The sequence below is a fragment of the Paraburkholderia sp. UCT31 genome (assembly GCF_014397655.1).
Taxonomy (GTDB): domain Bacteria; phylum Pseudomonadota; class Gammaproteobacteria; order Burkholderiales; family Burkholderiaceae; genus Paraburkholderia; species Paraburkholderia tuberum.
The window spans coordinates 1-26,269 of sequence record NZ_VZQP01000042.1 but is presented as its reverse complement, the minus strand read 5'-3'; the positions used below and the strand labels follow the sequence as shown (position 1 = coordinate 26,269).

General features: G+C 62.0%; 23 protein-coding genes. 10 read left to right on the top strand and 13 right to left on the bottom strand.

Annotated features, from left to right (window positions below; all coding sequences use genetic code 11):
- Window positions 1-2 precede the first annotated feature (2 nt).
- Window positions 3-362, bottom strand: coding sequence for an arsenate reductase (glutaredoxin) (gene arsC, locus F6X40_RS29125; protein WP_187630200.1), 360 nt, complete (start codon window positions 360-362; stop codon window positions 3-5).
- A 723-nt stretch (window positions 363-1,085) separates the two neighbouring features.
- Between arsC and parA the strand changes: the two genes are divergently transcribed.
- Both parA and F6X40_RS29115 read left to right on the top strand, forming a co-directional pair.
- The gene (gene parA / locus F6X40_RS29120; RefSeq protein WP_013092840.1) at window positions 1,086-1,748 is read left to right on the top strand and encodes a ParA family partition ATPase; all 663 of its coding nucleotides are present in this window, start codon (window positions 1,086-1,088) and stop codon (window positions 1,746-1,748) included.
- 24 nt (window positions 1,749-1,772) lie between these two features.
- Entirely contained in the window at window positions 1,773-2,828 is a 1,056-nt protein-coding gene (locus tag F6X40_RS29115) for a ParB/RepB/Spo0J family partition protein (protein WP_184073420.1), read from the top strand.
- 58 nt (window positions 2,829-2,886) lie between these two features.
- On the opposite strand, the gene F6X40_RS29110 is transcribed toward F6X40_RS29115, so the two are convergent.
- The gene (locus F6X40_RS29110; protein ID WP_184057688.1) at window positions 2,887-4,236 is read right to left on the bottom strand and encodes a replication initiation protein; all 1,350 of its coding nucleotides are present in this window, start codon (window positions 4,234-4,236) and stop codon (window positions 2,887-2,889) included.
- A gap of 2,036 nt (window positions 4,237-6,272) precedes the next feature.
- On the opposite strand from F6X40_RS29110, the gene F6X40_RS29105 reads away from it, so the two are divergent.
- A complete protein-coding gene (locus tag F6X40_RS29105; protein ID WP_184073418.1) occupies window positions 6,273-7,502 on the top strand; it encodes a DNA-binding protein in 1,230 nt (409 codons plus the stop codon).
- Between the two features lie 70 nt (window positions 7,503-7,572).
- On the opposite strand, the gene F6X40_RS29100 is transcribed toward F6X40_RS29105, so the two are convergent.
- The 3 genes from F6X40_RS29100 to F6X40_RS29090 all read right to left on the bottom strand — a co-directional run bounded on the left by F6X40_RS29100 (window position 7,573) and on the right by F6X40_RS29090 (window position 9,884).
- Window positions 7,573-8,655 (bottom strand): tyrosine-type recombinase/integrase, encoded by a 1,083-nt coding sequence (locus tag F6X40_RS29100; protein WP_187630199.1) that lies wholly within the window; start codon window positions 8,653-8,655, stop codon window positions 7,573-7,575.
- Between the two features lie 115 nt (window positions 8,656-8,770).
- The gene (locus tag F6X40_RS29095; RefSeq protein ID WP_187630198.1) at window positions 8,771-9,169 is read right to left on the bottom strand and encodes a DUF2471 family protein; all 399 of its coding nucleotides are present in this window, start codon (window positions 9,167-9,169) and stop codon (window positions 8,771-8,773) included.
- Between the two features lie 67 nt (window positions 9,170-9,236).
- The gene (locus F6X40_RS29090; protein ID WP_187630197.1) at window positions 9,237-9,884 is read right to left on the bottom strand and encodes a helix-turn-helix domain-containing protein; all 648 of its coding nucleotides are present in this window, start codon (window positions 9,882-9,884) and stop codon (window positions 9,237-9,239) included.
- A gap of 137 nt (window positions 9,885-10,021) precedes the next feature.
- On the opposite strand from F6X40_RS29090, the gene F6X40_RS29085 reads away from it, so the two are divergent.
- The gene (locus tag F6X40_RS29085) at window positions 10,022-11,227 is read left to right on the top strand and encodes a glycine C-acetyltransferase (protein ID WP_187630196.1); all 1,206 of its coding nucleotides are present in this window, start codon (window positions 10,022-10,024) and stop codon (window positions 11,225-11,227) included.
- 28 nt (window positions 11,228-11,255) lie between these two features.
- A complete protein-coding gene (tdh, locus tag F6X40_RS29080) occupies window positions 11,256-12,287 on the top strand; it encodes an L-threonine 3-dehydrogenase (RefSeq protein ID WP_187630195.1) in 1,032 nt (343 codons plus the stop codon).
- 41 nt (window positions 12,288-12,328) lie between these two features.
- Here the strand turns inward: tdh and F6X40_RS29075 are convergent, their stop codons facing one another.
- Window positions 12,329-12,979, bottom strand: coding sequence for a YceI family protein (locus F6X40_RS29075; RefSeq protein WP_018424028.1), 651 nt, complete (start codon window positions 12,977-12,979; stop codon window positions 12,329-12,331).
- A 122-nt stretch (window positions 12,980-13,101) separates the two neighbouring features.
- On the opposite strand from F6X40_RS29075, the gene F6X40_RS29070 reads away from it, so the two are divergent.
- The 3 genes from F6X40_RS29070 to F6X40_RS29060 all read left to right on the top strand — a co-directional run bounded on the left by F6X40_RS29070 (window position 13,102) and on the right by F6X40_RS29060 (window position 15,024).
- Entirely contained in the window at window positions 13,102-13,767 is a 666-nt protein-coding gene (locus F6X40_RS29070) for a TetR/AcrR family transcriptional regulator (RefSeq protein ID WP_187630194.1), read from the top strand.
- Window positions 13,768-13,780: 13 nt separating this feature from the next.
- Window positions 13,781-14,260, top strand: a complete 480-nt coding sequence (locus tag F6X40_RS29065) for a DUF1348 family protein (RefSeq protein ID WP_184073402.1) — start codon at window positions 13,781-13,783, stop codon at window positions 14,258-14,260.
- A 245-nt stretch (window positions 14,261-14,505) separates the two neighbouring features.
- Window positions 14,506-15,024, top strand: a complete 519-nt coding sequence (locus F6X40_RS29060) for a hypothetical protein (RefSeq protein ID WP_090808157.1) — start codon at window positions 14,506-14,508, stop codon at window positions 15,022-15,024.
- Between the two features lie 776 nt (window positions 15,025-15,800).
- Here the strand turns inward: F6X40_RS29060 and F6X40_RS29055 are convergent.
- Window positions 15,801-16,760, bottom strand: coding sequence for a LysR family transcriptional regulator (locus tag F6X40_RS29055; protein WP_184074536.1), 960 nt, complete (start codon window positions 16,758-16,760; stop codon window positions 15,801-15,803).
- 203 nt (window positions 16,761-16,963) lie between these two features.
- Here F6X40_RS29055 and F6X40_RS29050 point away from each other — a divergent pair, with 203 nt between their 5' ends.
- Window positions 16,964-17,587, top strand: a complete 624-nt coding sequence (locus tag F6X40_RS29050; RefSeq protein ID WP_187630193.1) for a TetR/AcrR family transcriptional regulator — start codon at window positions 16,964-16,966, stop codon at window positions 17,585-17,587.
- A gap of 60 nt (window positions 17,588-17,647) precedes the next feature.
- Here F6X40_RS29050 and F6X40_RS29045 read toward each other — a convergent pair whose 3' ends face one another.
- From F6X40_RS29045 to F6X40_RS29030, 4 genes are all read right to left on the bottom strand, one after another.
- The gene (locus F6X40_RS29045) at window positions 17,648-18,724 is read right to left on the bottom strand and encodes an AI-2E family transporter (protein WP_184074534.1); all 1,077 of its coding nucleotides are present in this window, start codon (window positions 18,722-18,724) and stop codon (window positions 17,648-17,650) included.
- 109 nt (window positions 18,725-18,833) lie between these two features.
- A complete protein-coding gene (locus F6X40_RS29040; protein WP_316251859.1) occupies window positions 18,834-20,375 on the bottom strand; it encodes a DHA2 family efflux MFS transporter permease subunit in 1,542 nt (513 codons plus the stop codon).
- Window positions 20,376-20,387: 12 nt separating this feature from the next.
- Complete coding sequence (locus F6X40_RS29035; protein WP_187630227.1) at window positions 20,388-21,563, bottom strand: HlyD family efflux transporter periplasmic adaptor subunit; 1,176 nt, start codon at window positions 21,561-21,563, stop codon at window positions 20,388-20,390.
- A gap of 56 nt (window positions 21,564-21,619) precedes the next feature.
- Window positions 21,620-23,128: an efflux transporter outer membrane subunit gene (locus F6X40_RS29030; protein WP_187630192.1), complete on the bottom strand. Its 1,509-nt coding sequence runs from the start codon at window positions 23,126-23,128 to the stop codon at window positions 21,620-21,622.
- 188 nt (window positions 23,129-23,316) lie between these two features.
- Between F6X40_RS29030 and F6X40_RS29025 the strand changes: the two genes are divergently transcribed.
- Entirely contained in the window at window positions 23,317-23,937 is a 621-nt protein-coding gene (locus tag F6X40_RS29025) for a TetR/AcrR family transcriptional regulator (protein ID WP_187630191.1), read from the top strand.
- 483 nt (window positions 23,938-24,420) lie between these two features.
- Here the strand turns inward: F6X40_RS29025 and F6X40_RS29020 are convergent, their stop codons facing one another.
- Both F6X40_RS29020 and F6X40_RS29015 read right to left on the bottom strand, forming a co-directional pair.
- Window positions 24,421-24,633, bottom strand: coding sequence for a hypothetical protein (locus tag F6X40_RS29020; RefSeq protein WP_187630190.1), 213 nt, complete (start codon window positions 24,631-24,633; stop codon window positions 24,421-24,423).
- A 58-nt stretch (window positions 24,634-24,691) separates the two neighbouring features.
- Window positions 24,692-25,048: a hypothetical protein gene (locus F6X40_RS29015; protein WP_184023464.1), complete on the bottom strand. Its 357-nt coding sequence runs from the start codon at window positions 25,046-25,048 to the stop codon at window positions 24,692-24,694.
- Window positions 25,049-26,269: the final 1,221 nt, after the last annotated feature.

Below are 26,269 nucleotides of genomic sequence, written 5' to 3'. Positions count from 1 at the left end.
GATCAGGCGAAAAGCGCGGCGACATTTTCCGGCGGGCGGCCGATGACAGCCCGTCCGTTTCTGACGACGATCGGTCGTTGCAACAGAATCGAATGCTTCGCCAATGCGTCATAGAGCTGGGCATCCGTCAGCGACGTGTCGGCAAGATTGAGCTCTTTATATTCGGCCTCGGTGTCGCGGATCATTTCGCGGACGGGACAGCCGAGTTGAGCATTGAGCTTCTCAAGCTCTGCGACGGTGAGTGGCTTCTTCAGATATTCGACGATTTCCGTCGCTTCGTTTGCGGAGTTGTAGGTGTTCGCGACGAGTTCGCAGGTGGTGCGAGATTTGGAGCAGCGCGGGTTGTGGTAGATGGTGATCATGGGCTGGATTCGGGGCTTACGCCGTTGAAGGCTGTGACGGTTAGAAGGGTTCGGGAATTTTAACGGGTGACTTGATGACGTGGCGCGGGACGACTGCGCGGCATCCGCGTTGTTTGAACCATCGGCGAGGTGGGTCGGTTTATGCGCATAAACCGACGCTGCCTTCGAGGCGAGTAGGAACAGTAACGCTGGCACCCTGAGTTCTAGTCGCACCTGAGATTTGCTCGCGCGGGCGCGATTCAAACGACAACCTATATCCCCCGCTGATGAGGCGCCGGATGCACGTTTGCCCCTTGCCGCCATGTCTGGGGAGAATCGGCGTCGGACGAATTCATGACGAATGGTCCCTCCGGGCCAATTGGCACGCGAACTTTATGCGCATAAAGTCTGGCACCTCTCACCTCTTTGGTCGCTCAGATGCGTGCGCTCCTTTTCTCTGCACATCAGCCCGAGAATCGCGAACAGTCACCGACGACTGTGCACGCAGTGCGCGAGCACTCGTTACTTTCCCTTTGCCGCCGCCGGACAGCGATCAGCAACGCTTAAGCCCCAGTCCACGCTTGCTCTGATATCCCGCAAGACCCCGGGCACACGTCCGATGCCTCTTTATGCGCATAAACCCTTTGCCGAATGGCCAATTTCCGAACTGCGCTTACGCAAATCATTTGAAATCGCAATTCAACCAGGTAAAATCCATTTGCGTCTAAAAAGAGGAGGTGAAATTTGGCGGCAGAAATCATCGCGGTAACACAGCAGAAAGGCGGGGTCGGGAAGAGCACCATCGCGATGCATCTCGGCGCTGCATTTCACGAGAAAGGCAAACGCGTTCTCGTCGTCGACGCCGATGGCCAAAACACTCTGATTCACTGGGCCAGTGCTGCCTCCGACGGCGACATCGGTATTCCGTTCGCCGTCGTCAACCTGTCCGAAGCAGGCAGCCAGATCCATCGCGAGATCAAGAAGTTCGTGGCTGATTACGACATCATCGTCGTCGACTGCCCGCCCTCCATCACCGAAAAAGTCTCGGGCGTCGTTCTGCTCGCGGCGAGCGTCGCGGTAATCCCAACTTCCTCGTCCCCTGCCGATTACTGGTCGAGCATCGGCCTTGTCAAGCTGGTCCAGCAAGCGCAGGTCATGAACGAAGACCTGCGAGCCGTGTTCCTGCTCAACAAGACTGAAGAGAAACGGATGCTGACGCGCGAACTGAAGCGCGCGCTCGAAGAACTCGGCTTCCCTCTCCTCAAAACCCAGATTCCCACGCGCGAAGCCTACAAGCAGGCAATGGCGTTAGGGCAAACGGTGCTTCAGATGAACGACCGCGGCGCGAAGCTCGCCGCGCTCGAAGTACGGGCGTGCGCCAACGAGATCGCCGCCTTGCTCCCGTGAATTTATGCGCATAAAGGACCCTGAATGAAACCGTCCCAGTTCGCCAAAGGCTTTCAAGCACGTCCTGACACGACCAGCAGCGAAAAGCGCACCGCGCTCGACCGGCTGAATGCGATCGACGGCCTGGTCGGAAACGAGGCGAAAACTCCCGTGATCGCCGGGCGGCCGATTCCGGCCGTCTTGCCGTCGCGTCTGCAGGACGCGGAGATTCCTGATCCGGATAACGAATCGGCGGCCTACCGCGCCTGGAGGCTCGAACACGGCTATCGTCCCGGCCAGATCATCGAACTGGCGCTCAAGACGATCAAGCCGAGCCCGTTCAATCCACGGTACTTCTATGTGAAGTCGTCGATTGCGGAGCTTGCCGTCAATCTGGCGAAGCAGGGGCAGCAGCAGGCGATTCACGTCATTCCCGACTATGACAACCCTGGCACCTACTTCGTCAGCGACGGCGGCAGACGGGTGCGTGCGCTGAAAGAAGCGAACAAGGAGTCGGTGAAAGCGCTCGTCATCGATCTGCCGATCGGCATCCAGAGCTACAAGCTCGGTTACGACCTCAACGTGCAGCGCGACTCGCAGACGGTGTTCGACAACGCGGTCGTGTGGCGACGCTTTCTCGACGAGCGGCATTTCCAGAGCCAGAAGGAACTGGCCGAACATCTCGGCCTCGACGAATCGACGGTCGCAGTCGCGCTGTCCATCGCCAAACTCCCGGAAACCGTGATGCAGGAGATGGTCGCGCGCCCTGACCGCTTCGGCTCGAACATGGCGTATCAGGTGGGCCGCTACCACACGGCTCGCGGCGCGGAGGCGACACTGCGACTGATCAACCGGATCCTTTCCGACGATCTGAGCACACGCCAGGTCGCCGACATCGTCAAAGGCCGAGCGACCTCGCAGGAAAGCGTCAAACCGGCGGGCCGGCAGCGCTACGCGCAACGTCTGGAAATCAAGCTTGGTGGTGTGTCGGTCGGCGATCTGAAGTCGTATGGGGACGACCGGCTCGAGTTGCGCCTGAAAGGCCTCACGCGTGAAAAGCGCGACGACATCCTGCGGCAGATCGAGAAGATGCTGAAGTAAGACGTGAGGGCGGTGCGCATGCACCGCCGCCTGGATTTCAAAGGCAGTTATCGACCCATCACGCCGCGCGCGACTGGCTCAGCGTAAAGGCGAGCAGGTCGCCGTCGGTCGGTTCGCCCCAGGTCCTGCGCGCGAGCCAGTCGAAGAACGCCGTTTCGACGATCTTCGAGTCGAGCCCGCGACGCCGCCAGTCGTCGCGCATGTGCGTGCCGAGCCCCGGCAATTCATCTTCCTCGAACGACTGTCGCGCGATATCGCGCTCCGACTCGCCCTGTTCGTTGTACAACTCGTAGGCCTGCTTGCGACGGTAAGCCGAGTATTCACCGAGCAGACGCGCCTTCAGATCGTCGGCCGGCGACGCCGCGGCCTTGCTGGTGCCGCCACCCGCGGGCAGCGCCTCGACCGGCGGCGCATAGCCTTTCTTCAACGCATCCTTGAACAGCGCCGGCGCACTGCGCACCGGCGGCAGTGACGTGCTGCGCATACGCTGCTCGGTCATCTGCAGCGCCGCGCGGATCCGGTTCTCCTCGCTGTCCGCATAAAGCGTCTGCGCCTCCTTGAGCGGAATGCCGATCTTCACCATCCGGTCGACCAGCGTGCTGTCGAACACGTTCGGATGTTCGTCGAGCGCGAGCATCGGCTGCTTGCGCTCGGTCACGCGGAACTGGATTTCAGCGACGCGCCGACCCTCGCGATGCTCAATCAGCTCGACAAAAATGTTCGTGACCGCGTTGACCTCCGCGATGGCCGGGCGCAGGTAGTCGCGCTTGAAATACTTGTACTCGCGCTTCGCCTCGTCGCCGGCTTCAGTGTCCGGCGTGCCCGACAGAATCGGCCGCCACCATTCCCAGGTCTCGCGCATCGTCAGGTGGCTGGGGTTGGTCAGGTAGCGCACGCAGATCTCGTAGAGTGCGAGGCCCGCGCTGCTGCGCAGCTGGCTCTGGAACTGCAGACTCAGCCGCGCATACTGAACCGGATCGAGCAGTTTCTTCTTGATCTTCGGCGCAAACGAAAACTCGACCCAGACGCGACGCGTGGTCGGATCTTCGAGAATTTCCGCGTCCGCGATCAGCGTCGAAATACCCCATTTGCGGCCAGGCTTCTGACTCGACGTGCCGGTGCTCCACTCGACCTGCACCGACACCATGCGGCGCAGATGCTCCTTGACGAGCGCGGTGTCATTGGAATCGAACGCGGAATTGGCGACGATGTCGGACAGCAGCGCCCGATAGGTGTCGCCCGATTCATCCGCTTGCTGGGCCACCGCGAGTAACACGTTAAATAGCTTGCGCGTGAGCAGCGTGATCTTGCCGCTCTTAGGCTGGATCGCGATCGCCTCGACGGCTTTGCGCAGCTCAGCCGAGCTCGGGCTGACAACATCGGTCTTTTTCGCGCGCTTCGTGGCCATGCGTCGAGGTGAGGAGGGGATTTCGCGAGAGCATACCGGCTGTGGTGATACGCGTCTATAGCGTCCATCTCACCATTGCCGGTGAAGCGAGTTTACGAAGCGCAACTCACCTCGACCAACTCCCGAAAACCCTCACCTCGTGTGCGTACCGCCAGGATCGGGCTCTCCTTGCCGGTCGCGGCGTTTGCGAATCGGGCTCGTTTCGCCGCGTGCGGCAACGGGGAGCATTTGATCCCGAATCTTCTCACCTCAAAAATTTTCGCGGATTTTTTCGAGACCCTCCTGCAAACGGATGGTGTCCGGGGCGGGTGATGACTTCGTCGTGCGGCCTCGCGATCGTTTCGTCGATCGTCGCGTGCTGCCGGCCGACGCACAGTCCCGGATCGATAGATGGAATGCCCGCACGGTATTGGGACCGCAACGCGGCGCGGGCCAGCGACGGGCGCCCCGTCAGCCCTGTTGTCGGTGCATCAAGCTTCCTGTCGTCGGGCGCGCCATTCGACCTGCTTGGTGACTCCGCTGACGAGTCAGCCCTCACTACCGAGAACCTTCCGGCGTTAACCACCTGTTTCCACCTGTTTCGACTTCGAGCTTCGTCCGAAGCTGCCGAAAAAGGGCAGATCCAAGCACAGGCAAATCCTCACCGCTCCGATGCTCCCGAAAAACCTCACCGTAGCACCGCGGAACGGCACAACACGATACGCGCTCATGCCACGCCGGTACCGCATTTCCCCAATACAACCTCCTGAAAAATCTCACCTTTGACGTTTACGGAGGCCCCGGCGCCCCCTTCCAAAGAACTCCTGAAAACTCTCACCTTTGCTGGAGGACAGGAAAAACATCAATTATTTCAGTGACTTGCGATAATCCCATCTCGCGCTCGAACCATCGGTGTTCCCGTAAAATCTCACCTTAAGCCAGTTTTTCGCACCGCAGCACTTTTCATTGCGTCCCCATGAATCTCCCGAAAAGACTCGCCTTTGCAATCAGAGACCAGGTATATCTACGCTCGCAAATTGCCATCCGCCGGGCATCTCCGGCCGATAGCCGGCGTTTCAGTCCCGAATCTCCTCACCTTAATGCGCAGAACGCTATCCAGACCTTCCCGAAAAGCCTCACCTTTGACGGAATCGCCGGCCAAATCAGCTCGCGGATCTAGCTGATCAGCCAGTTCCCCGAATCCCCTCACCTTTCCAATCGCCAGCGGTTCCCGCCGAACCAGTCTTTCGGGCAATCGATGCGTCGAAATCCATCTTGACTCCCGTAAAACCTCACCTCAGCACTATGGATGCTCAAAAAGAGAGCAAAACTGGACCCCGCGCCCCGAAAAATCTCACCTTCGTTTTCCGTTTTCTCCCGCCACGGCTCACCAAAGCGGTTAACCACCCCAAAAAACCGGCAAAAAACCACGCTCGCGAGCCTCCCGAAAGCCCTCACCTTGCTGCAGACCAAACCGAACAGACGCTTTGAGGGGTGTCGGGCGCTTCGCGGCTGCGAAGTCCCGCAAAACCTCACCTTTGCCCAAACCCCACGTATACGGCGCTTCCTGAACCCGCTCACGTTCCGTCCCGCAGCCGCTCACCGAGCTTCCCGAACCCCATCACTCGAGTTTCCCGCAGACCCTCACCAAGTCTCCCGCAAAGCTTCACCTTGCTGGCCTGAAAACCCCGCCAGATAAGGGTTTGCCGAGTCGTTAACGTCTTTAACAAGGGTTCAAAGGTGTTTATTTTTATTACTCTCAAGCCTTACACCCCGCGAGCCCCGTGAAACAGACGACCACCCCCCGCAACCATTGCCGATCAATCGTGAAACAGTGCGCGATCATGCGAAAATCAAACGAAATGCTTCTAATACAATGGCTTATTAGCTATTCTTCGTTTTGTTTCACGGAGAAAAACGGTAGGCGCGGGTTTACTATCGCCATTTGCACGCAAAAGCCCGTCGGTATACGCCAATCCGTTCGCCATCGATAAATCGGTAGCAAACACTACGTAAATTGTTATGATCCATCCAATTCGAGCCACATCGAGGTAGACATGAATCTGGATCAGGAGCGGCAAGCCATTCGCGACGAGCTTGAATCAATGCGTGCGCAGGGCGTGCGCCGCCAGGATCTGTCGCTGCATGCATGCAAACGGCTCTTTTTCGATCTCGGCATCCGGCCATCGATGGCGGCCGTGCGCGATCTCACGCAAACCGGCAGCGCGAGCGACATCCCGAAGGACATCGATCATTTCTGGGAGCGCATCCGCAGTGTGTCGCGGGTCAAGGTCGGAGCGGGCGCGATACCAAAGGCACTCGAAGATCGCGCCGGCGAACTGCTGGGCGCGCTATTCGAAGAAGCGGTCGTGCAGGCCAAAGCGTCGCTCGATGGCGAACGTGAAGAGATCCGCTCGCAGATCAGCGCCGCCGATCTACGCGTACGCGAGGCGGAAATTCGTCGGGATGCGGCCGACGACGCCATCAGGCGCAGCGAAGCGCGCGCCGAAGCCGCGTGGGAGCGGGTTCGCGCACTTGAAACCCAGTTATCGAGCGCGACTACGCACGGCAGCGTTCACCTCGAAGGCATGCAGGCAACCACGCGCCGGCTCGACCAGGAGAACGAGGCGCTGCGGCAACGGCTCGAAAACGAACAGACTGCCAATGCTGCGTTGCGCGACCGGATCGACGCGTTGCACGTCGAATTGCGGCAAAGCACGGAGCACTATGCACAGCAGATCAAGGATGCGGTCGCCGAAGCCGAGCGGCGCGTCAAGCCGATGCTGGTCGAACTCGACTCGCTGCGTAGCATGGCCGCGACGTATCAGTCTGGCGTGCGTGATGCGAGCCGCAAGGAATTCGAGTTCATTCAGCAGATTGCCGCCGCCAAGGCGCGCGCCGATCGGCTCGACGCGCAGCTGCGTGAGCAGTCGGACGAAGTCGACGCGCTGACGAAAGAAGTCGCCACCCTGCGTGGCCAGCAGGGCATCGATCCAGCCATCGCCGTACTGCTGTGCTCGCTGGTTACTGAGGGGCGGCTCACGAGCAAAGAGTTGAGCATGATCGGCACCGCGGCTGACGGCCACGTGACGCTGCCCGCGAGATGCCCGAAATGCGAGGAAGGTGAGCCGGAGCTGTCGCAGGTCGATCACCGTTTCGAACTGTTGTGCCCGGAATGCGAGCACTCTTCCGGCCTCGGCGAATCGAGGCTCGCGGCGGTGAACCAGTTTCTGTCGAACGATGGCGCCACCGCGCCGTCGTCCCGCTCCGTCCACGCGATGCGTTAACCGGAGGCGGCCAATCCAACGGGAAAAACGTCAAAGGTGAGGAAATTCGGGACCGCAACGGTGAGGTTCCTCAGGGTTCGCCGGCTCCCGTTTTCCTCGTCAAACGCCCGTCACGGCGGGGCTCGGCCAACGGCGCCGCAGCTGGATCCGGCTCCTCTGTCGCGGGCGAATCCTGCTGATCAATCCAGGTTTGCCACGCGCGATATAGCCGGTTCGCGGACACCGCCTGCACGAAGCCGAGCCATTGACCGACCTGTTCGGCCTCTACCCCGCTTTCGAAAAGGTCCGCCGCAAACGTGTTGCGCAAGGTCTGCGGACTCGCGCGCGATCGGCGCGACGTGGCAATCCCCGCTGCATCGACGAGCGCATCCACCGCGCGCAGCATCGTGGCCTTATGCATCGGCCTGCCCGACGGCGATGCGGGAAACACAAGCTTGCCGGCCAGCTGCGTCAGCCGGCGCTCGGCTAGCCAGGCGTCGAGAATCGCCGTTGCGAACGGCGCGAGTCGCGTGCGCCGCGTCAGCACTGGATTCGCGGACTCGATCGTGACCCACGGCGAGCCCTCTCTCACGCAACTAACCGTAAGCGCTCCCGCTTCGCCCGTCTTCAGTCCTGCGCCCAGAAACACCGCGATCAACGCGCGATCGCGTCGCTCTCTCCAGCGCTGCGAGGTCGACAACGCCGGCAACGGCGCGAACAGCCGCGCGATCAACGCAGTGCGTTCCGCATGCGTGAGAAACCCGGTCGGCTCGTTGTCGCGCGCATTGCGCCACGCGGCTTCCCCGTCCTGAGCGATGAAACGAGCCGGGTTGGTCGACGCCGATTCGATCTCGCGCACGTGATCGAGCACGCGCTCGATAAGCCGCAAATAGCGGATCCGCTGCGTTCTGCGAATCTCGAGGCTGGCGACGAATTCGGCGATCGCGGGTGTGTCGACCGTCGCGAGGCTTTGTTGCCGCGCGTCGAGCCAATCGAGAAACTGACCCCACTGCGCCTGATAGACCAACGCCGAAGAGCGACGGAAGTGCTGCTTCGCGAGCCACGCATCGAACGCGACCTGCGGGTCGCGACGCCAGTCTTCGCGTTGCTGATCGAACAGATCGGTAGAGGGCGCGGGACGGGGAACGGGGTCGGACAGATGAGGAGGTGACATGGGCAATCCTTCCGTTAGTTGCACCGTTTGGTCCGCGTATTGTAGGCGCTGACCGCTGCAAGGCCGACCGCGAGGAATAAAAGAGGATCCGAGCCATCCCGACGTGGTGCCGCCATTAGCCGCCCCACGCCCGGGCGCGCTTTAAGGGCGCATCGGCCGGCCGTGGCAGCGCCGCCCGGCGCTCCGCTTCCTCGTACGCATTGACGGCAAACGCAAAAACGGCCGGCAATGCGTTGGAGGTGCCGAAATCCACGCCGTCATCGGTTTCTGGATAAGGCAGATCGGACGGGCGCTGGAACAGTCCGAGCATCAGCGCGTCGTGCCGGCTGGCAAAACCGAGATCGGCCAGCGCCTCGGCTTCGATGGCATGGAGCAGACGCCACGTGAGCGGCACCTGCCTGACGATGTAGCGCGCGGCAATGCTGCGCACGATATGTTCGAGATCGCGCGCGGCGGTCTGGAAGCGCAGCGCGGCGAGAGTTTGATCGGTAGGGTCGGTTTTCAGGTTGTTCATTCTCGGCTCCAATCGACACCTGATACTGTACAAACATACAGTACCGGGCGCAACCTGGCCGAACGGCCTAACCGTGAATCACGACCAGCAGCGCTTTCGCCTCGCTCTTGCCGACGTTGCGGATCGCATGCGGAACATCCGCGACGTAGCGCGCGGTGTCCGCGACCTTGAGCCGCTTCGTCGCGCCGGCCGCCTCGATTTCGAGCGAGCCGTGCAGCACGGTCAGATGCTCGCGCGTGCCTGGCTCGTGCGCGTTCGACACGAGGGCCCCGCCTGGCTGCAGCGTCAACTCGTACCACTCGAACTTGCCGGCCAGCTCGATCGGTCCCCACACACGCAACTGGTATTTCGCTTCGTGACCGCTTAGCGTAGGAATATCGCGCGGTCCGGAAACGGCGATTGCCTCAGGCGACTTCGGCGGCGCAAACAGCGAATCGAGACTTACGCCGAGTGCATTGGTCAGCCGCCATGCAACCGCGATCGTCGGATTGGCCTTGTCGCGCTCGATTTCCGACAGCATCGATTTCGACACGCCGGCCGCGCGCGACAGATCGTCGAGCGTCATGCGCCGCTCGGCGCGCAGCCGTTGAATCTGTTCGCCGACGCGCGGCGGCGCCGCAATCCCCGCACTCGGCGGTAATGCCGCGCCGGCGGAGGTGGGCGCCGCATTGGACGCGGTGCGGCGTGTACCCGAACTTGCCATTTCCTGACCCATCGTTTAGAGTTGTTCGATATACCGGATTTTAGTTCGGAAAAACGAAAATATCCGATAAAGCTGACAACCGACTATAACAGGCTGCCCTTCCCGCGCGCATGCGAATGCGGGCGCCATCACTCTCAGGAGTCCCGTTCATGCGTGACCAATACCTTGCCCATTTGCGCGGCACCCTCGACCAGATCCGCGCCGACGGCTTCTACAAGAGCGAGCGCGTGATCGCGAGTCCGCAGTCGGCCGACGTGCGTCTTGCCGACGGCAGCGACGTGCTGAACTTCTGCGCAAACAACTATCTCGGTCTCGCCGACGACGCGCGGCTGATCGAAGCCGCCAAGCAAGGCCTCGACAGCGACGGCTTCGGGATGGCTTCGGTGCGCTTCATCTGCGGCACGCAAACCGTGCACAAGCAACTCGAAGCGGCGCTCGCCGCGTTCCTGCAAACCGACGACTGCATTCTCTACTCGAGCTGCTTCGACGCGAACGGCGGCCTGTTCGAAACGCTGCTCGACGAAAACGACGCGATCATCAGCGACGAGCTGAATCACGCGAGCATCATCGACGGTGTGCGGCTGTCCAAGGCGAAGCGTTTTCGCTACAGGAACAACGACCTCGGCGATCTCGAAGCGAGCCTGCAGGAAGCCGATGCGGCGGGCGCGCGCTTCAAACTGATCGCGACCGACGGCGTGTTCTCGATGGACGGCATCATCGCGAACCTCGCCGGCATCTGCGATCTGGCCGACAGGTACGGCGCATTGGTGATGGTCGACGACTCGCACGCGGTCGGCTTCATCGGTGAACACGGTCGCGGCACGCCCGAGCATTGCGGAGTGATGGCGCGCGTCGACATCATTACCGGCACGCTCGGCAAGGCGCTCGGCGGCGCATCGGGCGGCTACGTCGCGGCGCGCAAGGAAGTCGTCGAGCTGTTGCGGCAGCGCTCCCGCCCGTATCTGTTCTCGAACACGCTCACGCCGAGCATCGCGGCGGCGTCGCTGAAGGTACTCGAATTGCTCGCCAGCGATGAAGGGGCGCAGCTGCGCGCACGCGTGCGCGAAAACGGCGCGCATTTCCGCCGCGCGATGAGCGCGCTCGGCTTCACGCTCGTGCCGGGCGAACATCCGATCATTCCGGTGATGCTCGGCGACGCGCAACTCGCGGGAAAGATGGCCGATGCGCTGCTGAAGCAAGGCGTCTACGTGATCGGTTTTTCGTTCCCGGTGGTGCCGCGTGGCCGCGCGCGCATCCGCACGCAGATGAGCGCCGCGCACACGCCGGAGCAGATCGACCGCGCCGTCGAGGCGTTCGCGCGCGTCGGCCGCGAGCTCGGCGTCATCACCACGTGATCGCCGCGTGATTCGAATGGAGAAGCAGATGAAAGCATTGGCAAAACTCGAACGCGGACCGGGCCTCACGCTGACCGACGTGAAGAAGCCCGAAGTCGGTCATAACGACGTGATGATCCGCATCACGCGCACCGCGATTTGCGGCACCGACATTCATATCTGGAAGTGGGACGACTGGGCGCAGAAGACGATTCCGGTGCCGATGCACGTCGGCCATGAATACGTCGGCGAAATCGTCGAGATGGGGCAGGAAGTGCGCGGCTTTGCGATCGGCGATCGGGTGTCGGGCGAGGGACACATCACCTGCGGCTTCTGCCGCAACTGTCGCGCGGGCCGCCGGCATCTGTGCCGCAACACGATCGGCGTCGGCGTGAATCGCGAGGGCGCGTTCGCCGAATACCTGGTGATTCCGGCCTTCAACGCGTTCAAGATCCCGCCTGAAATCTCCGACGATCTCGCCGCGATCTTCGATCCGTTCGGCAACGCGACGCATACGGCGCTGTCGTTCAACCTCGTCGGCGAAGACGTGCTGATTACCGGCGCTGGGCCGATCGGCATCATGGCGGTCGCGATCGCCAGGCACGTCGGCGCGCGCAACGTCGTGATCACCGACGTCAACGACTATCGCCTCGAACTCGCGCGCAAGATGGGCGCGACGCGCGCGGTGAACGTGTCGCGCGAATCGTTGCGCGACGTGATGCACGATCTGCACATGACCGAGGGCTTCGACGTCGGACTCGAAATGTCGGGCGTGCCGAGCGCTTTTACGGGCATGCTCGAAGCGATGAACCACGGCGGCAAGATCGCGCTGCTCGGCATTCCACCCGCGCAAACCGCGATCGACTGGACCCAGGTGATCTTCAAAGGCCTTGAAATCAAGGGCATTTATGGGCGCGAGATGTTCGAGACCTGGTACAAGATGGTCGCGATGCTGCAAAGCGGCCTCGATCTGTCGCCGATCCTCACCCACCATTTCAAGGTCGACGACTATCAGGAAGCCTTCGCGACGATGCTCTCCGGCGAAAGCGGCAAGGTGATTCTCGACTGGACGACTGCCTGAGTCGGTGCTTCACCGTCTGAACGCTAACGCCCGCAGCGCGCTTACGCGCCTGCGGGCGTTTTCACGAACTCGGCCTGGATGCGCACGTGAATATCGTCGCCGACGGCCGGATACCAGGTAGATAGACCGAACTTCGCGCGGCTAAAATGACCGTCCGCGGAAAAGCCAAGCGTGTCCTTTTTCGTCAGCGGATCGGGCGCGAAACCGTTGAACGTGACGTCGAGCGTGACCGGCTGCGTGACGCCGCGGATCGTCAGATCGCCGCTCAGCGTGCCGCGCGCTTCGCCGGTGCGCTCGAAACGCGTGCTCGCGAAGCGGATCTGCGGATAGCGCGCGACGTCGAGCATGCTGTCGCTTTTCACCATCTTGTCGAGCAGCGGCACGTTCGTGTCGATGCTTGCGGCGTCGATCGCGACCGACGCCGTGCTGCGGTCGAGGCCGCCGTCGTTCCAGTCGAGCTCCCCCTGCTTGCGATCGAAACGCATCGTAAAGCGCGTGTATTTGAAGTGATCGATATCGAACGTGATGCTCGTATGGTCCTGATCGATGTCGTAGCGCCCGGGCGGCACGCGCGCCTCGTTTTGACTGACCGAATGCGTGAGCACCTGGATCGGCGTGCAGGCCACCGCGCCCAGCAGCGTTGCGCCGAGCAGCGCGCGTACCCACGCGGTGCGAACGGAGGATGGTTTCATCGAAGCGATTCTGGTTGAGCGGTGATCAAGCGACTCCATCACGATAGCAGCAAGCGCACCCACAGCGCCGAAGCTCGAAGAAAAACTTGACGAGGGAGAATGATCGTTCTACCTTTTCGTCCATGACACGCGAAACGATTCCGACCGATCCAAACGACGCGGCCCAGCCCGGCACGGCGCGCGAGCGGCTGCTCGATGCCGCCGAGGCGCTCATCTACGCCGGCGGCATCCATGCAACCGGCGTCGATGCGATCGTGCGGCAGTCCGGCACCGCGCGCAAAAGCTTTTACACGCATTTCGAGTCGAAAGATGCGCTAATCGCGGCCGCGCTCGAACGGCGCGACGAGCGCTGGATGAACTGGTTTATGGCCGGCGCGCAACGGCGCGGCAAGGGCGCGCGCAGACGCCTGCTCGGCATGTTCGACGTGCTGCGCGAGTGGTTCGCATCGGCGGATTTTCATGGCTGCGCGTTTCTGAACGCGGCCGGCGAAATCGAATCCGCGGACGATCCGATCCGCGTCGTCGCGCGCAGACACAAGGCACGGCTGCTCGGTTTCGTGCGTGCCGAATGCGTCGCGTTCGTAGCGGAAGCGCAAATCGATGCGCGTCGCGCGGCGCCGCTCGCGCGGCAATGGCTCGTGCTGCTCGACGGCGCGATCGCGGTGGCGCTCGTGAGCGGCGAAGCCGATGCGGCGCTCGACGCGCAGGCGGTTGGCAAGACCTTGCTCGATGCGGCAGCGAAACCCGCCGCAACCAAACGGCCGCCATCGCGGCGCACCATAACCTGACTGAGGAACCATCATGGCCGATACGATCGAAGCTCGCCCGCCGCTGCCGCCATTCACTCGCGATACCTCGATCCAGAAAGTGCGCGCCGCGGAAGATGCGTGGAACACGCGCGAACCCGAGCGCGTAACGCTCGCGTACACGACGGATAGCGTGTGGCGCAACCGCGCCGAATTCGTGCATGGCCGCGCGGAGATCGTCGGCTTTCTGCGCCGCAAGTGGGCGAAGGAGCTCGACTATCGGCTGATCAAGGAGCTGTGGGCGTTCACCGATAACCGCATCGCCGTGCGCTTCGCGTACGAATGGCACGACGATTCGAACAACTGGTTCCGCTCGTATGGCAACGAGAACTGGGAGTTCAACGAGCATGGTCTGATGGCGCATCGTCACGCAAGCATCAATGACCTGCCGATCCGCGAAGCCGACCGCTTGTATCGCTGGCCGCTCGGCCGGCGGCCCGACGATCACCCCAGCCTGTCCGATCTCGGTCTGTAGACGTTCCCACCACATTCATCGCCGGCGGCGCACCCGATGCGCGCCGCGAACTTCTTTACCGCTTGTTCATCACGGCGCCATCGGTTCTCCGTTATCGTGGCGGTTCCGGCTGCGGGGGCGCGTCGCGTGCCCGGCCGAGCGAGTCCTCGACATCGACCGCACGGCTTCAGGTACAGTGCGCGACGGGCGGCACGCGGATCGCCAGAACACCATGACACCGGCGCTCGACCGGTGACGGAGAAGAAATGCACTTCAGGCAGATGAATAAGAATATCCGGCGCGCCGCGGTGGCGCTTTTCGCCAGCTTCGCGGCGCTCTCCGCGGCGCACGCGGGCAACTGGTGTGACGGCGGTGTATGGGTCGACGCGATGCTCGGCTCGTATCACATCAACCCCGATCCCGATACGCACTTCGAGCAGTTCAATCCCGGGCTTGGTGTCGAATGCTGGCTGAACAACCAGTGGGCGCTGACGGCCGGCGGCTTTCGCAACTCGCTGCGTCGGCCGTCCTACTACGGCGGCGGCGTATGGGCGCCGGAGTTCGCGCATTGGGGCATCGTGCGGATCGCGGCGATCGGAGGGATCATCTCCGGCTATAACTATGGCAACTGGGGGCTTGGCAGCAATCACACGATCGGCCCGGTGGTCGCGCCAATCGTGATGCTCGAATACAAGCGCGTCGGCGCGAACTTCATCGTCATTCCGCCGATCCCATCGGACAATCTGCCCTTTACGATTGGTTTTCAGCTGAAGGTAAAGTTCTGACGGAGCTCTCAATTGGCAAAACAGTCGCGACCTACAGAAAAACACTGATTTTTGGCAAAACAGTCGCGACTTGCCCTGGTGAGCGGGAATGCGGCTATAAAACTTTAGTGCTTCGCGCGTGCCAGATTACTTCGTTCGCCGAATGACAGTTGAGACTTCCTTTCGCCATTCGAGGTCTTTGCCGCAACACTTGCTTCAGCAGCTCAACCTCAAGGCTCTAAACATTAAACCCGCCGTTGCGCTTCGACCTTGAAACCGCCCTGGGTTTAAGGGCGGGGTGCCCGTTGACTTGACTGACAGCCTTTGCAACAAGCGCTTGATGTGTTCCACGAGGAGCGCGGTTGTTTTCTGACCGTGACCTCCTAAAACTACTGCTCAGTGTACCCGTGAGATGGGCGGCCCCAGTTTAGATTCAGCACACCGTTCACAACTGATGAGGACCTCCTGGAATTGCTCACCGCACACGTGAGGGAAGATCCGGTTAGGGTTGCCGTTAGCGAGACCGGTTTGAATATATCTGTATGCGCGTCAGATGCTGCCAGCGTGTTTCCACTCCCGAGAGACGACAGAGCTACCGGTGTCAACTTCCCGCAGGTCTCGAATAATTACAGTCTGCGGGGTCGCCGACGTAATGGCCGCTGCACGCAACCGCTTGAGAATGTCGAACAGCAGGTCGCTCTTCGTATCGGCCGTTATCCTGGGGCTGCGGACGTAGCACGCTGTCACAATGCTCGCAAACGACGAGCGTAGGGAAGGTTTGCATGAGCATCTGGCAATCAGGACGGCCTGCCACTGCCGCCGGCCACCGTCCGCTGCTGTTGGACGTGGCCCATCTGAGCCGCGCGCGCGTCGAAGTACGACGTCGCATAGTCGATGAACGCCCGGACCTTCGCCGTCATCAGGCCCCTGTCGCGATATGCGAGCCTGAGTTCGGCGTCGCCGCTCATGAGCTCGAAGTCGGGCAGCAGCTGTACCAGCCGGCCATCGTCCAGCTCCTTGCCGACCATCGTAAGAGGCAACGCGCCGAGACCAGCACCGCTCATCACCAGTTCCTTGTTCAACGCGGCGTTGTTGCTCGACACGTCGTGTTCGAGTGGCACGGCGATCTGTTCGCCACCGCGCCGGAACCGCAGTTGTGGTTCGCTGATCGACGCAAGTATTGTGACGAAGCGGAATGCGGCGAGGTCGATAGGCCTTTGCGGTAGCTGGCGCCCCTGCAGATAGCTGGGCGAGCCCACCACGGCGAGGGGCAGGCGACACAACGCACGGGTGATCGTGAGCTCGCTCGTGAGCATGAACGGCAGCACGATGCCGAGATCGAAGGCTTCCTTGATCAGATCGACTGGCCGTTCCGCCAGCGTCAATTCGAGCTGCACGGCTGGGTAGCGGGCACGGAACCCGGCGATCAGTGGTGGCAACTCTATCAGCGCCGCGGTGGTGTGGGCGACGAGCCGCAGTACCCCCGCAGGCGCCCGTGCGCGCTCCCCGGTACCGGCCTCGAGCACGTCCAGTTCAGCAACCACGCGCGAGCAGCCGCCGTAAAACTCCTCCCCGGATTCAGTGAGTGCGAGGTGTCGGGTCGTGCGCTGAAAAAGACGCACACCGAGCCTGGTTTCGAGCCCCGTTATCGCACGCGAGACGACTGCCTTTGAGATGCCCAACGCATTCGCGGCGTGCGTGAAGCTTTGCATTTCGACGACGGTACAAAAGGTTCGCAGCGTTTCGAGGTGGTCCATAAGTGCTCGCAATTCAAGGTAAGTCCAAATGGTTATAACTATACCGTTCAGTATAGTGAAACCCACTGTTGCCGTCAACGCAAATAAACCGAGTGGTTTTGTTATGATAAGATTGTCAGTATTGATCGAAAACACCAGTCAAGTGCGTCGCCGCCGCCAGCGGTGTCGTTTGATCGGTCTCATAGACCGAAGGAGAACCGGAAATGAGGGTGAAAACGGAAGAAAAGCGGCAGGCGATTGTTGACGCCGCGTTTGAGGTGTTCAGTGAGGTGGGGTTCGAGCAGGCGTCGATGTCCGAGATTGCGGCACGGGCAGGTGGATCAAAAGCCACGCTGTACAGCTATTTCCAGTCGAAGGAAGAGATGTTCGCTGAGTTCATGAGCGTCGCCGCGCGACAGGAAATCAGGGCGGCGTTTGAGCTGCTCCAGACCTCGGTGCCGGTTCGCGACGCACTGGCGAGCTTCGGCAAGCACTATCTGGTTGCAGTGCTGAAACCGCAACTGCTCGCGGTGCGCCGTCTCGCGCATCACGAAGGCGGCCGGTCCAACGTCGGCGCCCTGTTTTATGAGCGCGGGCCGAAGCTCGGCTGGCAAACCGTGGCTGTCTTCCTGCAGCAATTGATTGACGCCGGGCAGTTGCGCAGCTGTAATGCGGCTATCGCGACCTCGCATCTGCGCACCCTGTATGAAGGTGAGTTGATGGAGCTGTGCCTGTTTGGCGTGCCGGCCGATACCAGCCCCCGCAACATCGCGAAGGTCGTCCAGAGAGCGGTCGACGTGTTCATGGCCGCATACGGGCCGACGGACGCCGCACAAACCAAGCACTGATTATCCGGCTACCGCCCGCATTGTCCGGGCGGCAGATCGACATCCAGGGCAAACCGGCGGTCAATCCTTATACAGCGCGCTGGCCACATAGCGGCGCCGCAGGTCGCCCAGCACCGCTGCAAGGATCGCACTCACCGGCAGCGCGAGCAGCACGCCAAAAAAGCCGAAAAGCTGGCCAAACGCAAGCAGAGCGAAGATCACCGCGAGCGGGTGCAGCCCAATGCGGTCGCCCACGAGTTTGGGAACAAGAAAAGAACTTTCGAGAACCTGTCCAACTCCGTACACGGCTGCGACTACGCCGATGCCGTACCAGACGCCAAACTGCAGAAGCGCGGCAAGCAGGGCAAGGGCGAGTCCCACGGCGAAACCCACGTAGGGGATGAACACCGCGAAGCCGGTGAAGAGTCCAATGGGCAGCGCGATGTCGAGGCCGGCCAGTGTCAACGCTATCGGGTAGAACACGGCGAGCACGCCCATCACGAGCAACTGGCCGCGCAGGTATTGCGACAGCATGTGGTCCATCTCGGTCACGAGTGCCCGGACCTTGCCGACCCAGCGCCGCGGCACAAAGCTTTCCATCCGCGCAAATATCTGGTGCCTGTCGTAAAGCTGATAGAAAAGGACGAGCGGCACCAGTATGACGTTGCTTACCACGGGAAACACGACGTTGCTGCCTGTGCGCACATAACGCAACGCCGCGAGTATGACGGTCTGGCCGTCGCCGATCGTGTCGCCCGTCAGCAGGTGGCGGACTCCGGGCAGATCGAGTGAGTAGCTGACACCCAGCAGTGCCAGCCTGGGTTGCAGCCACGCGTTCAGGTTCGCGATGAAGACGGGAAGGTTCTTCGCGAGCTCGGGTCCTTCCTTGTGCATCACGGCGAACGCAAGCAACGGCAGCAGGGTCAGGAGCAGTGCGAAGAGGAGCATCATCAGCAGGACGGCCACCGCGCGTGGCACACGCTGGCGCACCAGCCACTCGACGCCCGGCTGCAGCATGTACGCGATGAGTGCACCGAGCAGGAATGGCGTCAGAACCGGGCGCAAGATCCATAGAAGGATACCGAGGCCAGCCGCGATGGCGCCCCAGACGAGGGTCTGGCGCTGATAGGAAGTCAGGATCATGGTCGGGAGTCGTATTCAGGTGACCCGCACGTGACAGGCAAAAAAGCGGCGGGGTATCGAGGGGGCATCAGTCGTCGTCATTCAGCATCGGCGAAAGCGGGGCGCGCGCGCCCCGCGTTGGCCTTCAATGTGCCTGTGACGTATCCGCGACACGGGTCGGTTTGGGCGCAAGCCAGATCGCCAGTGCGCCGATGATGAAGCAGCATGCGATGTTAAAGAAAAGCTGGTTGGTGGCGAGCATCACCGCCTGCGACTCAACCATGTTGCTGATCTGCGCCTGCGCCTGATCTGCACTCCAGCCGGAACCGGTCAGCGAGGACATGAAGTGGCCGGCCTGATCGACGAGGCCCGACAACTCCGCGCGGTTGAACTTGGTCTTGTCCTCCCACAACGTGTTGACGACCGAGGTGGCAATCGCCCCGCTGAAGGTCCGGCAGAAGCTCATCAGGCCCGCCGCCGACGCCGTTTCGGGCTCGTCGACACTGCTCAGGCCGATGCTCGTCGTCGGCACGAAGAAGAACGGCAGGCCGATGCCTTGCAGCAGCAGCGGCAGTGCCACCTGCCAGAAGTCCATGTCCGAATTCGCATGGGTGCGGAACAGCGTCACCGAGCCGAGCAACATCACGCCGGCAAACACCAGCCAGCGTCCATCGAACTTGGTCGACAGTCTGGCTGCAAACGGTGCGGCGACCACCGCGAAGATGCCCGTTGTCGCCTGGGCGTAGCCGGCCCACGTGGCCGTGTAGCCCATATTGTTCTGCAGCCACAGGGGCGTGAGGACGGTGGCGCCGAAGTACGCGCCGAACGCCAGCGACATGGTGACCACACTCGCGGCAAAGCCGCGATGACGGAACACCCGCAGATCGACGATGGGATTTCGCTCGGTCAGCTCCCAGATGAGGAAGGCGAGGAAACCAATCACCGCAACGATCGCGAGAACGCGAATTTCCATCGAGCTGAACCAGTCCTTGTCCTTGCCATCATCGACCATGATCTGCAGCGCAGAGACCCAGATGATCAGCAGCACGAGCCCGACCGTGTCGATCCGCATCCGGATCTTCTCCGATTCGAAGCGCTTGAGCATCATCCATCCGGCGTATCCGCAGATCAGCGAGACCGGCACGTTGATGAAGAAGATGTAGGACCAGTGGTAGTCGTCGCAGATGATACCGCCCAGCACGGGGCCCATCACCGGCGCAATCAATGTCGTCATGCTCCACAGGCCAAGCGCCGCGGCGGCCTTCTCCTTCGGAAAGATGCGCAGCAGCAGGGTTTGCGAGAGCGGCATGAGCGGGCCGCCCGCGAGCCCCTGAAATACACGGTACAGGATCAGCGTGCCGAGCGAAGTCGCCATCCCGCACAGTGCCGAAAAGAGCCCGAACATCACCAGCGCCGTGATGAACACGCGCACCGTGCCGAAGCGGCTCGCGAGCCAGCCGGTCAGCGGCACGGTGATCGCCTCGGCTACCGCGTAGGAGGTGATCACGTACGTGCCCTGGCTCGTCGAGGAGCCGAGTGCACCGGAGATGGTCGACAGCGACACGTTCGCGATGGTGCTGTCCAGCACCGCGACAAAGTTGGCGGCGGCGATCATCACCGCCGCGAGAATTAGCATGGGGCCGGACAGCGGCGGCAATGCGATGTCATTGACCTGACGGGAAGACATGATGGCGCATCCTTAGTATGCGGACGCGTCGTTGCCGCCGCGTGTGTCGACCGTTGCTTCCATGGACAGGTTGATACCCAGCGGGTGCGCGCGAAGCTCGGCCGGATCGATCCTGACGCGCACCGGCAGGCGCTGCACGACCTTGATCCAGTTGCCGGTCGCGTTCTGCGCGGGGATCATCGCGAACGCGGAACCTGAACCGCCCGAGAAACCAACGACCTTGCCGTGATAGACGACCTTGCTGCCGTACAGGTCCGACTTCAGTTCCACCGGCTGACCGATGCGCACCTTGCCGAGTTGGGTTTCCTTGTAATTCGCATCGACGTAGACGGATTCGATCGGCACGACTTTCATCAGGGTGGTGCCGGTCTGAACGCGCTGACCCACCTGAACCTGGCGGCTCGCGACGACACCGTCGACCGGCGCGCGCAGCACGGTGCGTTCGAGATCGACGCGGGCCTGATCGCGCTTCGCGCGTGCGAGCAGGACTTCCGGATTGGTATCGACCGTCGTGTCCGCAATCAGCACCCTGTTCGCCTCGAGCGAGCCGACTGCGGCATCGCGGCTTGCCTTCGCCTGCGAGGCCGCAGCGCGGGCTGCGTCGAGCGCCGCCCTGCCGGCGGCAAACGCCGCGCGCGCGTGGCTCAGCTCTTCGCCCGATACGCTGCCGGTGCGGGCGAGCACTTCCCGACGCTGCAGGTCGATCGCCGCGCGGTCAAAGTCGGCCTGGGCCGACGCGATCTGCGCGGCCATGCGGGATTCGTCCGCTGCGCGCGCACTGACCTGCGCGGCCAGTTGCGTATCGGTGGCGACATAGCCGCGCACCTTGCGTTCGGCGCGGCCCAGATCGGCTTCGGCCTGCGCCAGCGCGATCTTTGCGTCGGTGTCGTCGACGACGGCCAGTACGTCGCCCTTGTGGACCTGCTGCGTATTCACGACCGGCACGCTTTTGACGATGCCGCTGACCGCCGGCGTGATCGATGCGACTTCGGCCGCGGTGTAGGCGTTGTCGGTCGACACGTAATGCGACGCGACGAAGTGCCAGTAGCTCGCGTACCCGAGACCGGCGACGAGAATGGCGCCGCCGAGCAGCGCGAACAGCTTCTTGCGGTTCGATGGGGGAGCGCCGGCCGCAGCGCCGGTATCGACGGGAGCAGCGGGAGCAGCGGAAGCGGGCGAGTCCGGCATCAGCGACTCGCTGGTTTTGACGAATTGGGTTTCAGACATGATCGGAGTCCTTGAAATCAGCTTTGCTTGTTGGGATGGGTTGCGTCGGTCGCGGCCGGCGTGCTGGCCTGAAAGCCGCCGCCGAGCGCGCGCACGAGCGCGACATCGAGCGAGAAGGTGCGCGACTGGATATCGGCGAGCTGGCGCTGCGCGGAAGTCATCGTGTCGGCGGCGTTCAGCACTTCGAGATAACCGGCAAGGCCGGCGCGATAGCGATCGAGCGCGACCTGGTGCGCCTGGGCGGCGTCGTCGTAGGCGGCCTGCGTCGCTTGCAGCCGGTCCGCCAGCGCGCGTTTGCTTGCGGCAACGTCGGCCACGTCGTGCAGCGCCTTCGTCAGCGTTTCGTCGTAGTTCGCGACCGCCTCGTCGTAGGTCGCCCGCTTGCCGCGCAGTTCGCCGCGCAAACGTCCGCCATTGAAGATGGGCAGCGTGATCGCCGGCCCGAAGTTGCCGGCCACCGAAGCCGCGTTCGTCAGCATGTTCAGGCCAAGCGACTGGTAGCCGATCGACGCGCCGAGCGTGATGTCCGGATAGAACTCGGCGCGCGCGACGTCGATCCGCTTGGCCGCCGCCTCTACGCGCAGGCGTGCAACGACCACGTCCGGGCGACGGCCAAGCAGGCCGAGTCCAAGGTTGGCGGGCATGCCGGCAGGCTGGGTCAGGTCGACGGCCGGACGCTCGATGCGCAAGCCGCGGTCGGGCCCCGCGCCCATCAGCGCGGCGATCTTGTTGCGCTCCAGTGCAATCGATTCATCCAGCTCGAGCAGGTCGGCCTGCGCGCTTTGCTGCTTCGACTCAGCCTGCTTGACGCCGGACTGCGTTTCGAGCCCGTTTGCGAAACGCTCCCTGAACAGCTGTGCGGATTGCGTGCGCACCTGCAGTGCCGCCTGCGCACTGTCGCGCTCGGCAAACAGCCGCGCGAGGTCGGCATACGCTGCGGCGATCGACGCGGACAGCACCATGCGGGCCTGTGCCGCATCGGCGCGCGCCGCGTCGAGTTCCGACGTAGCGGCGGCTAGCGCCGCGCGATTCTTGCCCCAGAAGTCGATCTCGTAGCTGAAGTCGAGCTCGGCGGTGCCGTAGGGGCGCCATCCGTGAGGGACGAGAGCGGAGGGCGTGCCGTTGTTGTAGCTCTGCTTCTTCTTTTCGACCGAGCCCTGCGCGCTGACTTCGGGCAACAGCGCCGCGCCTGCCACCTGCGCCGACGCCTCGGCGTTATGCAGCTGCGCCTCGGCGGCCGCCAGCGTCGGCTCATCCTTGAGCGCTTCCGCGATCAGCGCGTTCAATTGCGGATCGTGATAGCCGAGCCACCACTGATCGGTGGGCCAGGCGGACGCGGTGCCGACCTGCTTGCCGGAGCCCGCACCGAGACTTTCTGCCGTCTCGTACCTGCTGATGTCTTTCGTTACCGGCTTTTGCGGCATATCAGGCAGTTGCGCGCAGGCGCTCGCCACGATGGCGAATGCGAATGCGGCGGCCAGTCTCACCGGTTTCACCTGGCTCCAAATGTCCGTGCTCTCTTGCATGATCTCCTGCTCCCTCGCTCCGTTTTACAATACTGCACAGTCTAGTTATCGAAATCATCCATGTCAACAGAAATAAACTGTACGGTTCAGGTATGGTAAGATCACAACATTGAAAGTCGAAGGCCGGTCACGGGCGTCGCCGCCGGCCATGTCGTTGATCGGTCGCGCAGACCGGAGGAGCATTGAAGATGAGAGTGAAAACAGAAGCAAAGCGGCAGGTGATCGTTGACGCCGCGTTTGAGGTGTTCAGTGAATTGGGGTTCGAGCTTGCGTCGATGTCCGAGATTGCGGCGCGGGCAGGCGTGTCGAAGGCCACGCTCTACAACTACTTCAAGTCGAAGGACGAGATGTTCACCGAGTTCATGGGCGTCGCCGCGCAACAGGGAGTAGAAGCTGCACTCGAGCGACTCAAGACCACTGTGCCGGTTCGCGACGCACTGGTGAGCTTCGGCAAGCACTGTCTGGTTGCGATCCTGACACCGCAACTGCTCGCGGTGCGCCGTCTCGCGCATTTTGAAGGTGGCCGGTCGAACGTCGGCGCCCTGTTCTATGAGCGCGGGCCGAAGCCCGGGTGGCAAGTGGTGACTGACTTCCTGCAGCAATCGATTGACGCCGGGAAGCTGCGCAGCTGTAACGCAGCCGTCGCGACAGCGCATTTGCGTGGGCTGTATGAAGCGGAATTGCTGGAACTCTGCCTGCTGGGCGTGCCGGCGGATATCAGTGCGCGCAACATCGCCAAAGTCGTTCAAAGAGCGGCCGATGTGTTTCTGGCCGCATATGGGCCGACGGACGGGACTGACGCCGCATAGGCCAGGTGCCTGGACGGTCGCGAACCTTGGGAGACGGCAAGCGAACCGCCATCGTGTCGTCAGGTGGACGGTTCACCCTGCACAGCGTCGGCAAAATCCGCCGTTTGCAACGCGTGACATGGGTAATCAGCCCGTTGCGGAGCCAATCGTCACGATGAATGGCCCGTGGACGGCTACTCCGGATCATGCCCGGATGGCGGGGCACGCCGATCGCGGTCGATGCTCTCGCCGAAACCCGCAGGCAGCCGGCGAAGACGCCGCGCCTTATCGAATTGCTGAGGAATTGCTGAGGAAGGGTTGAGAGCAGTCCATTGCTGAACCAACCACGGTCTCGCGGCCAGCGATCTGCCGACGTCATGAACGAATCGCCGGCAAACGCCGGTCGTGCATCACATGCGCATACAGCGATGAACAGAATCCGGGTAGCCGCGACATTCGCCGGTCTCCAAGGTATGGCTGCGCGGGTTGCGCAGTCATATGGGGTTATTTCGGAAGCTGGGTCGGGACTTGCGCCGACGCTTGTGTCGGAAGCTGCGGAGGTTGCGGAAGCTGCGGCCCACCTTGTGAAAGCTGCTTCGTGGACGGTTGCCCGGCGGACGCTGGCTGCTGCGACGGCAATTGCTGCGGCAGATTGCTTTGCGCAAGCACGGATGTGCTGGTAAGGAAGGCGAACAGTACAAGGAAGGTCTTTTTCATTTCAATGCTCTACAGTTGGTCGTCTTGATTTTGATGCGATTAGCAGCCGCGGGCCGTATCAACGCGCGGCCAAGGTTGCCTTGTAACGCCAGGACGCTGTTGCGGTACTGAAGTCGACGGGGCTACCCGACGCTACGTTGTCTGACGGGAGGGGAGCGGACGAACTAGTCACCCCGCCGCAGTTGTTGAACGCTTGCCGCTGGGCTTCCACGCGGGCTAACACCGCCTGAAAGTCCATTGCATGTTGTGTATTGGCGCCCGTGTGGTCATGGTAGCCGACCGTTTGACGCTGAACCGGTTGCACAGCCGCTTGCTCATAGGTTTGGGGACCGCTGCTGCTAGCGAATGCGGCGGTCGAGAAGGACAGGATCGACGCGACAACAGGGACGGGGATGAAGGTCTTCGACTTCGGCATGATCAGACTCCATATCGAGCGTCGGATGCAGGAGACGCCGTGTTTGGGGAACAACGGTCTGGCGAGGCATGACTGCTGTTTGCCAGTTCGTTGCCAGTCTAGTCACTTACCGTCGGCTTACAAGCATCTGCGGGGCAACGGATAGTTGCCGTCGCTGCAAGGTTTTAGCCGATTGCCCTGGAGCGGTGCGCAGTTCTTTAGTGTGTCCGGAGGCAGGGGCCGTGCGGACCATCTGAATGACACGCAGCACATTTGCTTCGACGCTATCCAGCCGGGCGTTACGCAAGCGGGATCAGCCGTCGAGCGTGCAAGCTTCAATCGAAGTTCGTTGTCAAGACCGCTACGTGAATATTGGAATGCCTTCCGCTTGTTGTTCTGATGCCAGCGATTCGCGGTTCGCACAAACCCAACTCACGTTCCAGATCGGTTCATCGAACACGGGAGTCATTCATGAGGTCGTTCAGCACGCGTTGCGCAGCGCTGCTACGGCCTCCACCACGATGGGGCTATCGATGTGCTGGGCCAGGCGCTACCCGAGGTCGAGCGCCTCGCCGCGCACACGACCGTCGTGACGCACTGAGCCCTCTGCGCGCAACGACGAAGGCCACTCGATCACTCGCCCAATGGGGCATTTATGACGGTTCTGTTGGCTGGTAGAGTTACCGCCATTCCCCCTTGACGCGGATCAAGCGCCGAACGCGGCCCATGCTGGGGTTCAACACTTTCGCTGTGCCCGGACCCTTGACCGACATCAGATTGGCAACTTTCTTGCACGATCCATTGCCGGTTTCGCCTTCGTGACCATTTGCCCACGCGTCTATAACGGCGCGATTCGGAGATCGTGACAATCACTTTCGCATGGGGGCGGATTTGACCAGCCGATCTCGACAGGCTAGCTGGATACGTAGCGCGCCGGCCAGCACAAGCTCCGTTCGACACCCTCAACCTACAAACTAAACACGTCGAGTCGCGCAAGATTTGCAAACGTCCCTCGCACACCTGTTAAGCGACATTCGCGCGCATCGGCGACGTCCTGTATGTGGCTCGAGGAGACAAGTTGACTGATCGGTCGCGGGCAGCAACTGCGCTGTCGAGCAGTGTTGATCCGGGAAGGATCAACAGCGAAACACGCCCGCGAAAATCAACAGGATGGATCGCTAAAGGCGAGCTCGACTAATGGTGCGAGCATCATGGCAGCCGCGTTTGCGGGAGGCGGCTCGA